Annotated in this window: 14 protein-coding genes and 1 riboswitch; of the genes, 7 read left to right on the top strand and 7 right to left on the bottom strand. The window is 75.4% G+C overall.

Annotated features, from left to right (window positions below; all coding sequences use genetic code 11):
• Window positions 1-6: 6 nt before the first annotated feature.
• The 4 genes from RMN56_RS19315 to RMN56_RS19300 all read right to left on the bottom strand — a co-directional run bounded on the left by RMN56_RS19315 (window position 7) and on the right by RMN56_RS19300 (window position 5607).
• A complete protein-coding gene (locus tag RMN56_RS19315; protein ID WP_313718865.1) occupies window positions 7-2283 on the bottom strand; it encodes a hypothetical protein in 2277 nt (758 codons plus the stop codon).
• Window positions 2280-3266, bottom strand: coding sequence for a glycosyltransferase family 2 protein (locus RMN56_RS19310; protein WP_313718864.1), 987 nt, complete (start codon window positions 3264-3266; stop codon window positions 2280-2282). The genes RMN56_RS19315 and RMN56_RS19310 overlap by 4 nt, the downstream gene beginning before the upstream one ends.
• Window positions 3267-3359: 93 nt before the next feature.
• Window positions 3360-5090 carry a glycoside hydrolase family 3 protein gene (locus RMN56_RS19305; RefSeq protein ID WP_313718863.1) on the bottom strand — a complete coding sequence of 577 codons (1731 nt, stop codon included), beginning with the start codon at window positions 5088-5090 and terminating at the stop codon, window positions 3360-3362.
• 25 nt (window positions 5091-5115) lie between these two features.
• Window positions 5116-5607, bottom strand: a complete 492-nt coding sequence (locus tag RMN56_RS19300) for a DUF3145 domain-containing protein (RefSeq protein ID WP_262282200.1) — start codon at window positions 5605-5607, stop codon at window positions 5116-5118.
• A gap of 330 nt (window positions 5608-5937) precedes the next feature.
• On the opposite strand from RMN56_RS19300, the gene RMN56_RS19295 reads away from it, so the two are divergent.
• Window positions 5938-6267, top strand: coding sequence for a hypothetical protein (locus RMN56_RS19295; protein WP_151463449.1), 330 nt, complete (start codon window positions 5938-5940; stop codon window positions 6265-6267).
• A gap of 65 nt (window positions 6268-6332) precedes the next feature.
• Here the strand turns inward: RMN56_RS19295 and RMN56_RS19290 are convergent, their stop codons facing one another.
• The gene (locus tag RMN56_RS19290; protein WP_376787204.1) at window positions 6333-6962 is read right to left on the bottom strand and encodes a carbonic anhydrase; all 630 of its coding nucleotides are present in this window, start codon (window positions 6960-6962) and stop codon (window positions 6333-6335) included.
• A gap of 132 nt (window positions 6963-7094) precedes the next feature.
• Here RMN56_RS19290 and RMN56_RS19285 point away from each other — a divergent pair, with 132 nt between their 5' ends.
• From RMN56_RS19285 to RMN56_RS19265, 5 genes are all read left to right on the top strand, one after another.
• Window positions 7095-8036 carry an alpha/beta fold hydrolase gene (locus tag RMN56_RS19285; RefSeq protein ID WP_313718862.1) on the top strand — a complete coding sequence of 314 codons (942 nt, stop codon included), beginning with the start codon at window positions 7095-7097 and terminating at the stop codon, window positions 8034-8036.
• A gap of 109 nt (window positions 8037-8145) precedes the next feature.
• Window positions 8146-10260, top strand: a complete 2115-nt coding sequence (locus RMN56_RS19280; RefSeq protein WP_313718860.1) for a HelD family protein — start codon at window positions 8146-8148, stop codon at window positions 10258-10260.
• A gap of 90 nt (window positions 10261-10350) precedes the next feature.
• Window positions 10351-11265 carry a cation diffusion facilitator family transporter gene (locus RMN56_RS19275; protein ID WP_313718858.1) on the top strand — a complete coding sequence of 305 codons (915 nt, stop codon included), beginning with the start codon at window positions 10351-10353 and terminating at the stop codon, window positions 11263-11265.
• A 143-nt stretch (window positions 11266-11408) separates the two neighbouring features.
• A riboswitch (cyclic di-AMP (ydaO/yuaA leader) is annotated at window positions 11409-11539 on the top strand.
• Between the two features lie 5 nt (window positions 11540-11544).
• On the top strand, window positions 11545-12621 hold the full coding sequence (locus tag RMN56_RS19270) for a coiled-coil domain-containing protein (protein ID WP_313718857.1): 1077 nt from the start codon (window positions 11545-11547) through the stop codon (window positions 12619-12621).
• A 96-nt stretch (window positions 12622-12717) separates the two neighbouring features.
• Window positions 12718-13227: a hypothetical protein gene (locus RMN56_RS19265; protein ID WP_313718856.1), complete on the top strand. Its 510-nt coding sequence runs from the start codon at window positions 12718-12720 to the stop codon at window positions 13225-13227.
• Window positions 13228-13251: 24 nt separating this feature from the next.
• Here RMN56_RS19265 and RMN56_RS19260 read toward each other — a convergent pair whose 3' ends face one another.
• Window positions 13252-13704, bottom strand: coding sequence for an SRPBCC family protein (locus tag RMN56_RS19260; protein ID WP_262282193.1), 453 nt, complete (start codon window positions 13702-13704; stop codon window positions 13252-13254).
• 127 nt (window positions 13705-13831) lie between these two features.
• Entirely contained in the window at window positions 13832-14191 is a 360-nt protein-coding gene (locus RMN56_RS19255) for an STAS domain-containing protein (protein WP_313718855.1), read from the bottom strand.
• A 436-nt stretch (window positions 14192-14627) separates the two neighbouring features.
• Here RMN56_RS19255 and RMN56_RS19250 point away from each other — a divergent pair, with 436 nt between their 5' ends.
• Window positions 14628-15032, top strand: coding sequence for a hypothetical protein (locus RMN56_RS19250; protein WP_313718853.1), 405 nt, complete (start codon window positions 14628-14630; stop codon window positions 15030-15032).
• Window positions 15033-15092: the final 60 nt, after the last annotated feature.

The following is a 15092-nucleotide window of genomic DNA, read 5'->3' as shown; positions in this document are numbered from 1 at the left end:
CCGGGGTCAACGGAGCCGGTAGACGGCCGTCCGCGCGTTCTCGAAGCGCAGGTCGGCGAGGGTCCGCAGGGCCGGCGCCTCGGGGCCGACCTGCCGGTCCACCACCAGCCAGCGCACCCCGTACCGGTCGCGCAGGGCGGCCAGGCCGGCGGCCGTGGGTGCGGTGAAGGCCACGTCGTTGGCGCGCTGCCGGTCGGCGTCCCAGAACGGCGCGTACGGGCCGTCGGGCCGGCCGACCATCCGGGGCGCGAACGCCCACCCCTCGACCAGCACCGACCGCTCGGCGTAGCCGCTCAGCCAGAACGACCGGGCGTCGCACCACCCGTCCACCACCTCCCGGCAGTGGGCGTTGGTGGCGAGCACGTCGTCCGGCGCGCTGTGCGCCCGCACCCAGCGGGCCGCCTCGACCCGGGAGGCGGGCATCGCCACCACCGGGTACGCCCCGCCGTTCGGGTACTCCCGGGTCGCGGTCGCGTCCAGCACCAGCCCCGGCGCCCCGGCGGTCAGCACGGCGGTGAGCAGCACGAGCCCGCCCCGGCCGGCCAGCCCGGGCCAGCGCCCGACCAGCGCGGGCCAGCACAGGGCCACCAGCACCGCCGGCACGGCCAGCACGGCCGCCCAGCGCAGCAACGGCAGCACCGGGGCGTACGCGGGGACGGCCGGCGAGCTGGCCGCGGAGTGGAGCTGCACCGCGGTGAGCAGCGCGGCGAACCCGGCGGCGCCGGCACCGAGCAGCCACCGCCCCCGGGGGGAGAGGGCGGCCCACTCGGCCACCTCGGCCCAGCCCCACCCGGAGAGCAGCACCCCGAAGGCGAACCCGGTCCGGGTGAAGTACTGGTTGCTGCTGCCGGGATGACCGACGAGCAGGTAGATCGCCGGGCCGGCCAGCGCGCCACCGAGCAGGAACACCTGCACCGGCTCCAGCCGCCACCGGCGCGGCCGGAGCAAGGCCAGGGCACCGGCCACCCGGAGCTGGAGGTTCAGCAGGAACGCCACCGCCACGAGCACCCACCACAGCGCGGTGACCCCGGCGGGCCGGCCGGTCGGCACGTACGGGCGCAGCCCCGAGAACGGGTCCAGGACCACCCCGTGGCTCTCGAAGGCGAACAGCACGGCGGTGGCGAACACCTGCGCGGCCAGGGCCAGCCCGGCGGCGACGAGCACGGCCCGGGGCAGCCGGCGGCGGGCCACCAGCGTCACCGCGGCGGTGAGACCGAGCGCGGCCAGCACCACCGGCAGCGAACTGGCCTTGGCGCCGGTCGACGCGGCCAGGAAGAGGACCGCCAGCGCCCAGGCGCCGCGGCCCAGCGCGGGCACGGTCACCCCGCGGGCCCGGCCGGCGAGCTCACCGAGCGCGGCGACCAGCGGCAGCAGCAGCACCCAGCTGTACGTCATCGACGGGCTGCCCCAGACGATGAAGGTGGCCTGGCTGCCGAAGAGCTGCCGCCAGCCGTTCTCGAAGCCGAACTCGCCGACGGTGAACAGCAGCGCGGCGGCCACCACCCCGGCGTACGGCCGGCCGCTGATCCGCCAGCCGACCACGGCCACCAGCACGGCGGCGAGCGCGCAGAGCGCGGGCACGGCCAGCCGGAACAGCACCGTCGGCAGGTCCACCCCGCTGACCAGGCTGGTGGCGGCCAGGTGGGCGAAACCGAACCAGTGGTAGTGCAGCGGCTCACCGGCAACCTGCGGCACCTCGGGCGGCACCTGGTGGGTGGCCGCCCCGGCGAGGGTGAGCTGGAACGCCAGGTCGATGTACTGGGCCTGACCCTCGTCGGTGGGCAGCACCGGGTTGACCGCGAGGAACGAGCCGTACAGGTAGAGGGTGAAGCCGGCCACCACCCCGGCCAGCGACCAGGCCCACCCCGCCGGCGCCACGGTCGGGTACCGGACCCGCCAGTGCCGGCGCAGCCGGGGCACGGCGGCGAAGGGCACCACCACGGCGAGCGGCCAGAGCCGCAGCCAGCCGGGCAGCCCGACCGCGGTGAACGCGGCCCACGCGACCAGCTCCAGCACCAGGCCGACGGCCGCGCCCATGGCCAGGTCCTCGACCAGGGTGTGCGGCCGGCGGCGCAGCGCGCGGAACACCAGTGTGCCGGGGAGCAGCACGGCCAGCGCCGCGTACGCGGTCCACCGGGCGATCGCGCCGGCCGGGGTGCCGGCGGCGAGCAGCACGGCGACGACGGCGGCGTACCCGGCGACGGCCGGGGCCCACCGCAGGCCGGCCGGACGGCGGCGCGGGTCGACGGCCGCCGGGGTGGCGCCGGCGGCGAGGGCGGTCACCGCAGGCTGTCGGCCAGCTCGGCGGGGTCCGGGTGGGCCGGCCCGGCGGCGGCGCTGTCGCCGGCCACCAGGTACGCGGGCCGGCCCTGCACGGCCGTGTAGATCCGGGCCACGTACTCGCCGAGCAGGCCGAGGCAGAGCAGCTGCACGGCGCCGAGGAAGAGGATCGCCACGTAGAGCGAGGGCCAGCCGGTGACCGTGGCGCCGGCGAACCAGGCCAGCAGCGCCGCCACCACCAGCACCCCGCAGACCGCCACGCCCACCAGGCCCAGCCAGGTGGCCACCCGCAGGGGCGCGGCGGAGAAGCTGGTGACGCTCTCGGCGGCCAGCCCGGCCATCCGGGACAGCGGGTACTTCGTGCGGCCGGCGGCGCGTTCCTGCCGCTCGTAGGTCACCTCGGCGCTGGGGAAGCCGAGCCAGGGCACCACCAGCCGGAGCACCGGGCTGCGCTCGGGCAGCTCCCGCAGCGCCTCCACGGCGGCCCGGCCGAGCAGCCGGAAGTCGCCGGCCTGGGCGGGGACCTGCTCGCCGACCAGCCGCCGGACCAGGCGGTAGTACCCGCCCGCGCTCCACCGCTTGAACCGGGTGTCCCGGCTGCGGTCGGCCCGCACGGCGTAGACCACGTCCACGCCGTCGGCGCGGGCCCGGCACAGCAGCTCGACGATCACCTCGGGCGGGTCCTGGAGGTCGGCGTCGATGCTGACCACGTACGCGCCCCGGGCGCGGAGCAGGCCGGCGTGCAGGGCGACCTGGTGCCCGCTGTTGCGGCGCAACCGGAGCACCCGCAGCTCGGGCCAGCCGACCCGCAGCGCGGCCAGCGCCGCGCCGGTGGCGTCGGTGCTGCCGTCGTCGACGGCCACCACCTCGTACGCCTCGCCGAGCCCGTCAAGCACGCCGCGCAGCCGGACGGCGAACAGCGGGAGGACGGCCTCCTCGTTGAACATCGGCACCACGACGGACAGGGCCGGCTGCGGCGCGGTCACGGCACTCGACCCCCGGATTCCCTGGCGGCGGACCGGGCCGACGCTACCAGCCGGGCAGGTCAGGGCGGGTCGGTCGCGGAGCAGCCACCCCGATCAGGTGCCGCAGGTGGTGGCGGGCAGGCCGGACACCTTCACCGGCGAGTGGCCGGTCGGGCGGGCCTTGCCGGCGAGCACCGCGGCCAGCGCGGTCATCGACGTCCGGGTGGACGAGTAGGTGGCCAGCAGGGTCGGTGACTTCGCCCCGGCCAGCACGTACGGGGTGTCCATGGCCACCGTCACGTCCGCGTCGGCGTTCAGGTCCGCGCTCCCGTCGCCGTACCCGACGAGGTGCACGACCGTGCCGCCGCTGGGCACGACCTTCACCCCGGCGGCGGTGAGCGCGGCGGTCAGCGCGGCCCGGGTGCCGTCCCGTCCCTTGGCGGAGGTGACGGTGACCGGGCCGGCCACCGGGCTGCCGCACCGGCCGCGCAGCATGGTCACCGCGGCGGCGGCCAGGTCGGCGGCGGCCTTCCGGTGCTCGGGGCTGTCCAGCGTCGACAGCGCCGGCGCCGGCCGGTCGGCCAGCTTGAACTTCATGGTCAGCACCCGGGTGACCGCCTCCACGAGCCGGGTCCGGGGCAGCGAGCCGTCCTTGAGCGCGGCACGCAGCCCGTCGTACGCCTGGCCCACGTTCGGGGTCATGAGGATGAGGTCGTTGCCGGCGTTCAGCGCGCGGACCGCGGCCTCGCCGGGCGACCACCGCTTGGCCGGCGCCATGTTCATCCCGTCGGTGATCACCACGCCCTGGAAGCCGAGCTGGCCGCGGAGCACGTCGGTGAGGAGCTTGTGGGAGAACGTGGCCGGTGTGCCCGGGTCGACCGCCTTGACGTCCAGGTGGGCGGACATCACCGCCATGGCGCCGGCGTCGATCCCGGCGTGGAACGGCGGGAACGCGGTGCGGTCCAGCACGGCGCGGGACTGCCCGACCACCGGGAGGTCGGTGTGCGAGTCGGCGGCGGTCAGCCCGTGCCCGGGGAAGTGCTTGACGGCGGCACCGACGCCCTCGGCCTGCAACCCCCGGACCGCGCCGGCCACCTGCGCCGAGGCGGTCGTCGGGTCGGCGCCGAAGGAGCGGGAGCCGATCACCGTGCTGCGGGTGGCCAGCACGTCGGCGACCGGGGCGAAGTCCAGGTTGACGCCCATGGCGGCCAGCTCGGCGCCGGCGGCCCGCCAGGCGGCCTCGGTGAGCGCCGGGTTGCCGGCGGCGCCGGCGGCGAGCGGGCTGGGCAGCAGGGTCACCCCGTCGGTGATCCGGGTGACCACGCCGTACTCCTGGTCGGTGCCGATCAGGAAGGGGGCGGGCCCGGCGGGCAGCCGGCCGGCGGCCGCGCGCAGCCCGTCGGTCAGCGCGCGGACCTGCTTCGGGTTGTCGACGTTGGTGGTCTCCTGGTTGCCCGAGGTGGGGTCGTCGGCGCTGAAGCCGACCAGGATGAGCCCGCCGAGGCGGTACTTCGCGACCATCTCCGCGGGGGTGTCGACCCCGGCCAGGGCCCGGTTGCCGGCCGCCGACCCGGGCGAGACCTTCGTCGCCGAGCTGCCGTACGCGTAGGGCATCAGCACCTGGCCGACGAGATCCTCGTCGGAGAGCGTCGCCACCAGGGCGGCCGCCCGGGCGGCCGGGTCGGCGCCGGTCGGGGCGGGGGCGGCCGACGACGGGACCGGCGCCGGGCTCGACGGGGTCGGTCGGGGCCGTTCGGGCTCACCCGAACACCCGGAGACGAGCAGCGCGGTCAGTGCGGCGAGCGCGACGCAGGTGCGGCGCGGGGAAATCGACACGCGCCCCACCGTATCGGGGCAACTTGACCTTCCGTCAGCCCACCCGGGTGAGCAGTGTCACGGGCGCGCCGTCACCGGCGTACCGGTAGGGCTCCAGCTCGGCGTCCCAGGCGGTGCCGAGTGCCTTGTCCAGGGCGTGCGCGAGCGCCTCCGGGGCCCGGGCGGCGGCCATGATGCCGCGCAGCCGATCCTCGCCGAGCTGGATGTCACCGGCCGCGCCCACGGTGGCCCGGAACAGGCCGCGCCCCGGGACGTACATGAAGCGCTCGCCGTCGACCCCCGCGCTGGGCTCCTCGGTGACCTCGAAACGAATCATGGGCCACTGCCGGAGGGCAGCAGCCAGTTCGGCGCCCGTCCCCGGGCTGCCGGTCCACCCGCACTCGGCGCGCCGCGCCCCGGGATCGACGGGCTGGGCCGTCCAGTGCAGGTTGACCGGCGCGGCGAGGACGCGCGCGATCGCCCACTCGACGTGTGAGCACACGGCGAGCGGGGTCGAGTGGACGTATACGACGCCACGCGTTGGCACGGTGACCTCCCGGTGAGCCGAGGTGCGTCTTCCCCTACGACCTCGTCCACGCGAGTGGCCTCTGCAACACATGATGACCTGTGTGACGGATGGTGCGCCAGCGAATCGGAAAATTCGCCGGTGCCGGTGACCGGGAAATACCCGGGAGGTTGACCTGGTTGTGCTCCCTGACGGCGCGACGACCAGCCAGGCGTCGGGGTCGTGTACAGTTCTCTGGGCGGTTCTGTGCCGCCGCACGTCTTCGCGGGCTGACGCTCACCCCGGGCGTCAACCGCACATTCAGCCCCCGGACGGTTTCCGTCCTCCCGTACGTCTGCAAGGAGTACCTCCGTGGCGAGCAACACCTCTAAGACCGCGCGCGCGTCAGTCCGGGCCGGCCAGGCTGGCCAGGGTGGCGCCCTCAGCGTGCTGGGCGAGTTCAAGTACCTGATCCCGCTCAACGGCGGCAAGCACGCCTACGTGCGCAACCTGACCAACGGCAAGACCGCGCACCTGCGCACCGACTCCGAGGCCTTCGTCGAGGAGATCCGGGTGCTGGCCGCCGCCGGCCACGCCGCCAAGGTCCGCGCCGAGATCAACGCTCTCGCCGCCACCCACCCGGACCACGGCTGGGACAAGACCGAGAAGCGTCTCGTCGAGGCCGGCGTCTTCGAGGGCTGAGCCCTCACCCGCGACACCACGAACCGCCCGCCGGGGGTCACCCCGGCGGGCGGTTCTGTCTCTCCTCACTCCCCGGGCAGCAGCGCCACCTCGCCGGTGGCCAGGTCGTACAGGGCGCCGACCACGGCCACCTCGCCGGCCGCCACCGGGCCGGCCAGCAGGTCGTCGGCGCGCAGGGCGGCCACCGTGCGCCGGACGTGCCGGCGGACGGCGAGCGGGTGGGCGTCCGGGTCGTCCACGCCGACCTCGTGGACCGCCGGCGTGATCCGGTCCACCACGTAGCCCAGCGCGCCGCCCGGCCGGTGCCCGCTGCGCAGCGCCTCGACCGCCGAGCCCACCGCGCCGCAGCGCTCGTGGCCGAGCACCATCACGAGCCGCACACCGAGCTGCCCCACCACGTACTCGATCGAGCCGCGGACGGCCCGGTCGAGCACGTGCGCGCCGGTGCGGATCACGCAGATCGAGCCGAACGTCTGGTCGAAGATCGCCTCCAGCGGCACCCGCGAGTCGATGCAGCCGAGCACCACGGCGTACGGCTGCTGGTCGCCCGAGGCCACCGCGGCGGCGGCCGTGACGTCGTGGCCGTGCACCGGCTGCCCGCTGACGAAGCGCCGGTTGCCGGAGAGCAGCTCGGCCAGGGCGGCCCGGGGCGTCCGGGCGGCGGGGGTGGGCGGCATGCCCTCCAGCCTGGTCACCGATCCGACGCCGCGAGGCGGGGTTGGGAATCTTCTCACCACCCCGGTTGCCGTGCTGTCATGAGGGGTACGCCGGTGTCACCACCGGGTCACTCCGGTGCGCGGTCACCGGTCGGCCCGGGGAGGTGGAACATGCCGGAGCACCTGGAGGTGCGACTTCCCGACGGCGTACGCCTGCACGTGACGGCGACCGGGCCGGTCGACGCCGAGGTCACCGCCGTCCTGCTGCACGGCTGGACGCTGGACGGTCGCAGCTGGCACCGCCAGCTCGCCGGCCTGCGCGACCGGTGGGGCGACCGGATCCGGGTGCTCACCTACGACGCCCGGGGGCACGGCCGGTCGAGCTGCATGGCGCTGCGCACCGCCACCCTGGCCCAGCTCGGCGACGACCTGGCCGCGGTGGTCGACCAGCTCGTCCCGTCCGGCCCGATCGTGCTCATCGGGCACTCGATGGGCGGGATGACCGTGATGGAGTTCGCCCACCGCCACCCCGACCGCTTCGCCGCCCGCGTCGCCGGCCTGGTCTTCGTCTCGACCACCGCCGAGGGGCACACCCACACCGCCTACGGGCTCTCCCCCCGCATCGCCCGGCTGATCCGGCTGGCCGAGACCACCGGCGCCGGGGTGCTGGCCCGGTGCGGCGCCTGGCGCCCGCCGCACGCGCTGCTGCGCGCGCTGCGCCCCAGCATCCGCTGGATGCTCTTCGGCGACCGCTGCGACCCCGCCGACATCCGGCTGGTCACCTCGGCGGTGGCGCACGCCTCGCTGCGCTCGATCGGCGGGTTCCGCGCCTCGATCGGGGCCCAGCACCGGCTGGACACCCTCGCGGCGCTCGGCCGGCTGCCGGCCGCCGCGCTGGTCGGCGACCGGGACCGGCTCACCCCGCCGCCGTGCGCCGAGTCGATCGCCGCGGCGCTGCCGACCACCGAGCTGACCGTCTGCCCGGGCGCCGGCCACATGCTGATGATGGAACGCCCCGACGAGGTGACCGCGGCCGTCGCCGGGGTGCTGCACCAGGTGCTCTCGGGGACGGACGCGGGAACGGCCGGGCAGCGGGTGGGAACGCCCGGATAACGGGCAACCCGGACGGGCGGCGGCGGGCAGCGGCATGGCCCCGACACGGGCCGGGTCGGAGGCCCGTACCCTCATTCAGCCGCGCCGTCTGACCACAGGAGCCCCCGCGTTGAGCGACCAGACCACCCTGGAACGGGAGATCGCCGTCGAACAACGGCATCTCGACCGGGTGTACGCCCGGCTGGCCGAACTGCGTCGGTCGGCCGCCGACGCCGAGCGGGAGGGCTACCGGCTCGCCCGGGTCGGCAACTTCGGCGCGCTGGTCGAGCGGGACGCGATGGTCTTCCACGCCGCGCAGCGCCGGCACGTGCTGGACGCCGAGCACGAGGGGCTGGTCTTCGGCCGGCTGGACCTGCGTACCGGGCAGGTGCTGCACGTGGGGCGCCTCGGCGTGCGCGGGGAGAACGCCGAGACGCTGGTGGTGGACTGGCGTGCGCCGGCCGCCGCCGCGTTCTACCAGGCCACCCCCGCCGATCCGCAGGGCGTGGTGCGGCGGCGCACGATCCAGTCGTCCGCGGAGCAGGTCACCCGGATCGAGGACGACCTGCTGGACCCGGAGTCGGCGCCGCCGGAGATGGCCGTGGTCGGCGACGGCGCGCTGCTGGCCACCCTGTCCCGGGCCACCGGCCACGGCATGCGGGACATCGTCGCCACCATCCAGCGGGAGCAGGACGAGGCGATCCGGTCCCCCGCCAGCGGGGTCACGATCGTCTCCGGCGGCCCGGGCACCGGCAAGACGGCGGTGGCCCTGCACCGGGCCGCGTACCTGCTCTATTCCGACCGCGCCCGGTACGCCGGCGGCGGCATCCTGGTGGTCGGCCCGTCGAGCGTGTTCGTCCAGTACATCGCCTCGGTGCTCCCTTCGCTCGGCGAGGAGACGGCCACCCTGCACTCGCTGGGTTCCCTCTTCCCCGGCGTGTCGGCGAACCGGACGGACCCGCCCGAGGTGGCGGCCGTGAAGGGGTCGCTGCGGATGCGCCGGGTGCTGGAGCGGGCGGTCCGGGACGCGGTGCCCGACTCCCCCGGCGAGCTGCGCCTGCTCTACCGGGGTGAGCTGCTCCGGCTGGAGCGGGCGGAGCTGGACGCCATCCGGGACCGGACGCTGTCGCGCGGCGCGCGCCGCAACGAGGTGCGCCGGGCGGCCTTCGACGCGGTCCTCGCCGCGCTCTGGGCGCAGGCCCGCCGGCTGCGGATCGGCCGGCTCCCGGAGCAGCCCGCGTTCGAGGACGAGATCATCGAGCGGCCGGAGTTCCGGGAGTTCCTCAAGGCCTGGTGGCCGCGGCTGCACCCCCGCCACGTGCTGGGCTGGCTGGCGCGCCCGGAGCGGCTGCGCCGGTACGCCGGGGGCGTCCTGTCCGGTGCCGAGATCCGGCTGCTGACCGAGGCGTACCGGAGCCTGGACGGGGAGGGGCTGACGATCGCCGACGTGGCGCTGCTGGACGAGCTGGACGCGCTGCTCGGCCGGCCGGTGCAGCGGGCGAGGCAGAAGCGGGACCCGTTCCTGCTGGCCGGCGGCGTCCGGGAGCTGAGCACGGCCGCCGACCGGCAGCGCGCCGCCCGGGCCGCCGCCCGGGAGCGCCCGGAGGACTACCGCGACTACGCTCACGTGGTCGTCGACGAGTCGCAGGACGTCTCGCCGATGCAGTGGCGGATGGTCGGCCGGCGCGGCCGGCTGGCCTCCTGGACGGTGGTGGGCGACCCGGCGCAGACCGCCTGGACCGGCGACCCGCAGGAGCTGGCCCGGGCCCGGGACCAGGCGCTGGGCCGGCGCCGCCGCCACCGGTACGAGCTGACCACCAACTACCGCAACTCGGCGGAGATCTTCGCCGTGGCGGCCGCGGAGATCCACCGCGTACACCCGGATCTGGCGCTGCCCACCGCGGTCCGTTCCACCGGCGTGGCCCCCGTCGAGCGGACGGTGCCCGCCGCCGACCTGCCCGACGCCACCGCGGCGGCGGCGCGCGCGCTGCTCGCGGAGGTCGAGGGCACGGTGGGCGTGATCACGCCGGTGCCGCGCCGGGACGAGGTGGCCGGGTGGCTGGGCGACCTGGGCGGCCGGCTCCAGGTGGTGACCAGCCTCCAGGCCAAGGGCATGGAGTACGACGGGGTGGTGCTGGTGGCCCCGAGCGAGATCCGGGCCGATCCGGGGTCGGGGGTCCGGACCCTGTACGTGGCGCTCTCCCGGGCCACCCAGCGGCTCACCACGCTCGACCCGGTCGGGTGACGACGGCGCCTCGTCCGGCGTTCACTTGCACACATAGCGATGTGAGCATAGATTGAGCCCGGCCGGGGCGGCGGACGAGAGGGTGTGGGCGTGGGCGCAGGTCATGACCACAGCGGCGCGGTGGCCAACGCGGCGCAGCGTCACCGTGGTCGGCTCTGGGGCGCCTTCGCGCTGCTCACCGCCCTGATGGTGGTCGAGGCGGTGGCCGCCTTCGCGACCGGATCGCTGGCCCTGCTCTCCGACGCCGGGCACATGTTCACCGACGTCCTCGGCATCGGCATGGCGCTCGCCGCGATCACCGCCACCCGGCACGCCGACACCGACCCGCAGCGCACCTTCGGGCTCTACCGGCTGGAGGTGCTGGCCGCGCTGGCCAACGCGGTGCTGCTCGGCGCCGTGGCCGTCTACGTCCTGGTCGAGGCGGTACGCCGGTTCGGCGAGCCGCCGGAGGTGCTCGCCGGGCCGATGCTCGCCGTGGCGGTGCTCGGCCTGCTCGCCAACATCGGCGCGTTCGCGCTGCTGCGCGCCGGCGCCGAGGAGAGCATCAACCTGCGCGGGGCGTACCTGGAGGTGCTGGGCGACCTGCTCGGCTCGCTCGGCGTGATCGGCGCCGCCCTGGTCATCGCGATAACCGACTGGTGGTGGGCCGACCCGCTGGTCGCCGTGGCGATCGGGCTGTTCATCCTGCCCCGCACCTGGCGGCTCGGCCGGGCCGCGGTCCGGATCCTGGTGCAGGCCGCCCCGGAGCACCTCCAGGTGACCGCCGTGCACGACCGGCTGGCCGCCGTGCCCGGCGTCGCCGAGGTGCACGACCTGCACGTCTGGACGCTCACCTCGGGCATGGAGGTGGCGTCGGCGCACCTGACCATGGCCCCCGGCGCCGAGGTCGGCGAGGTGCTGACGGCCGCCCGTACCGCCCTGCACGAGGACTTCTCCATCGATCACGCCACGTTGCAGATCGAACCCGGAGCGTCTCCCGGCGCGTGCGGCGCAGTCGAGTGGTAATTAGGGCAATCTTAAATCCAAGTGGTTATTGTGCACCTATGCCGGTTTTGTCCGGGACACCGGCTCCCACCAGCAGAGCCGCCCCGGCACAGCGCCGGTAGGCTCGACCGCGGCCCCCGCCGGGCGGCGCCCAGCGGCGCCCGCGGTGGCCAGCGCCTAATCGCCCGCACGGGCGAGCCGGGGAACCACGTTCGTGGGGTGCATCCGCGTCAGCGGTAGGGATCTTCCGTCCCGAACCCGTCAGCTAACCCGGTCGGCGGTTGACGGAAGGACACGTGAATGCCCCCAGTGGCACCTGTACGACGGACGGCCGCCCGGTTGGCGGCCCTGCTCGTCGCGACGCTCGCCCTCGGCGTCGTGACCGCGCCGGTCTCCCCCGCCTCGGCGACCACGGCCGCTTCCCCGACCGGCCTGCTCGCCGCCGCGCCCGGCGACGACGAGGGCGGCACCCCCGCGCTGCGCGCCCAGCTCGACGCGGCCAGCAAGGGCTGGCTGGACGCACGCACCGCGCTGAACCGCTCGGTGACCCGGCAGCAGCAACTCACCGCCCAGCTCAAGACCGTCAACGCCGAGCTGACCGTGCGCGGCGCGAAGGTCGGCGAGATCGCCGGGGTGGCGTACCGGTCCGGGCGGCTGGGCACGGCCGCGGCGCTGCTCGGCAGCACCAGCCCGGAGGGCTTCATGGACCGCGCCGCGGCCCTGGAGCAGGTGGCCGCGCACGAGGACCGGGCGCTCCGCGACCTCCTCGACACCAGGGACAAGGCGACCCGCACGCAGACCGCGCTCACCGGCGAGATCCAGGAGCAGCGCAAGCAGGTCGCGGTGATGGCCAAGCGCAAGCAGCAGGCCGAACGCGCCCTGGAGGTGGCGAACAACCGGGCGTCCAGCAGCGGCGGCGGCAGCGTGCAGGGCACCTCCTCGGCCAACGCCAAGCCGGCCAAGCGGAACGCCGACGGCTCCTGGCCGTCGGAGTCGTGCAGCGTCGACGACCCGACCCCGGCCGACGGCTGCATCACCCCGCGTACGCTGCACGCGCTCCAGCAGGCCAAGGCGGCGGGCTTCACCCGCTACGTCTCCTGCCACCGGCCCAGCGGCTCGGGCGAGCACCCGAAGGGGCGGGCCTGCGACTTCGCCGCGCAGAAGAGCGGCTTCGGCGGCGTGGCCACCGGCGGCGACAAGACGTACGGCAACAACCTCGCGGCCTACTTCATCCGCAACGCCGACGCGCTCGCCGTGCTCTACGTGATCTGGTTCAAACAGATCTGGCTGCCCAGCAGCGGCTGGAAGTCGTACAGCGGGGGCAACGGCGACCCGTCCAGCGACCACACCAACCACGTGCACCTGTCGGTGTACTGATCCGCGCTCCGGCACCCGGCCTACGCGCCACGACGTAGGCCGGGTGTCGCCGCGCGGCCCACGACGCGGCGCCCGCCACGGCCGAGCATCGGGGGCATGACTCGACTCTCCCCCGCCGGGCGCAAGGCCCTGCTCATCCTGCACCTGGTCACCTCGCTGGGGTGGCTCGGCGCCGACCTGGTGCTGCTGGCCCTCGGCGTGGCCGGGCTGCGCGGGGCCGACCCCGAGGTGGTCTACCCGGCCGCCGCGCTGCTGGTCACCTGGCTGTTCGCCCCGCTGAGCGTGCTCGTCTGGCTGGTCGGGCTCGCCAGCGCGCTGCTCACCCCGTGGGGGCTGCTGCGCTGGCGCTGGGTGCTGGTGAAGTTCGCCGTCACCACCGTGGTGCTCACGCTGGTGCTGCTCCTGCTCACCCCGCGGGTCCGGCACCTCGGTGAGCTGGCCGGAGCGGCCGACGACCACCTGCGCGTCGACCTGGTGGTCGCCCCCACCGTCTCCAGCACGCTGCTGCTCGTCGTGACGGTGCTGTCCACCTACAAGCCGTGGGGGCGGCTCCGGCCGGCGCGCCCGACGGTCCGGCGACCGGTGTCCGCCGGGCGCCGCGGCTGAGCCGCGCCGCCGCCGGTGGCCGGGTCAGGACGCCTGCCCCTCCAGGGTGGCGCCGAGCCGGCTGGCCAGGCCGAGGTGGGCCGCACGGGCCTGCCGGAAGGCGTAGCCGAACAGCGGCGCCGGCGCGGAGAGGGTGATCTCCACGTCGATGCGCACCACCCCGTCCGGCTCGTCGCGCAGCCGGGTGTGGTTGCGCACCGTGGTGGCCGGCTGCTGCCGCGCCACCGTCACGACCTCGTCCTCGTTGGCGACCAGCACGTCCGCCTGGTAGGTGACCGGGAAGTGCAGCGGGCCGAGCGCCAGCCGGTCGGTGATCGCGTAGCTGGCCAGCGCCCCGGGACGGGCCGGCAGTTGACGGACCCGGACGATCAGCGGATGCAGCTCACCCTGCCGACTCAGGTCGCCGAGCAGAGCCACCGCGTGGGCCCTCGTGCACCGGGCCTGCACGGTGTAGCTGAAGCTGTCGCTGCTGAGCAAGCGGCACCCCCTCGCCGTCGTGGATTCGCACGATCGTCCCGTACCGGAGCCGGGCTGGCAACGGGTCGAAGGTCCCGGCTGGCGGTAGGTCGGCGAGCGGGACTCGATCAGCGAGGGGTGAGGTCGATCAGGCGCCGGGAAGCACCTGGGGGGTGCTGTCGGCGAACCAGGGCTCGGGCGCGCCGAAGAGGCCGAGCAGGCCGGTCACCCAGAGCTGCCGGTGCACGAAGCGGCTCGGCTCGGTGACCACCAGCTTGACGCCGCTGACCTCGCAGGTCTGGAAGCCGGCGACCATGGCGCTGATGCCGACGGAGTCGATGAAGGTGACGAGCCGCATGTTGAGCTCGATCCGCGAGGGCCGGCCCTTGGCGAGCACCTCGGCGATCGCTTCCCGCACCTCGTACGCGGTGTCGACGTCGATCTCCCCTCGCGGGGCGATCTGGACCACACCACCCGGCAGCACCGACTTCACGATCGACAGGCTCACGCGAGCACCTCCACTCGCCCGTACGGGCGCCTCATCAGTACGCGGGCCGCGACCGAGAGTATTCCTCCGACGGCCTCGGTCGCCACCCCTCGGGATGAGCAATTCGCGTACTGGGCACACCTGGGCATCCCAATCCGGACCTTCGGGCTCCTGTTTCCCCGCGGCGCGGGGTCCCAACCGGTCGATCGGCCGGGGTAGGCCCGGCCGATCCGCCGACCCAGGGTAGCGGGCGGGCGCACGCCCGGGTGGCACCCGCCCCCGGCGCGTCCGCGTGGTTCGTCCGGTCCCGCGCCGATCGGCGCGACCCGGCCCACCCCGGTGGGTTTGCGCCGGCTCCGCTGGGGGCACTGGCCCCGGTGAGCGAACCGTCACGCGCCGGATGACACCCGGAGTCCGATCTGGCCGCCGGACTTCGGCACCCCGAGGAGGTAACACCATGTTCGGATCCACCCTGCTGGACCGCCGCAGCAAGCCCGAGCGGGTCGCCGACCAGGCGTGGCAGCACCTGCTCTCCGCCGCCGGCTCCGCCGGGGACAGCGTGCGGGACGCCGCCCGGTCGGCCCGCCGCAACTCCTCCGGCCTCGCCGACGACGCCACCGACCTGGTCGGCTCGGCCGCCGAGGAGGCCCGCCGCAGGGCCACCCTCGCCTTCGACGCGCTCGCCGGCCGTCGGCCGGCGCTGCCCTGGACGCTGCTCATCGCCGCGGCCCTGGCCGGCGCGGCGATCGGCTGGGCCGCCGGCACCGCCGCGCGGGCCGCCGGCAGCCGGGAGCGGGACGTCGACGAGATCGAGTTCGTCGACGTCGACCGCCCCAACTCCCCCGCCGGCCTGGACGGCTGAGCCCCGGACGCGACGGTGGCCGCCCCCGGGGACGGGGGCGGCCACGCGCTGTTCCCGGTC

It is taken from the genome of Micromonospora halotolerans, from assembly GCF_032108445.1.
Classification (GTDB): domain Bacteria; phylum Actinomycetota; class Actinomycetes; order Mycobacteriales; family Micromonosporaceae; genus Micromonospora; species Micromonospora halotolerans.
This window is presented reverse-complemented; position numbering and strand designations above follow the sequence as displayed.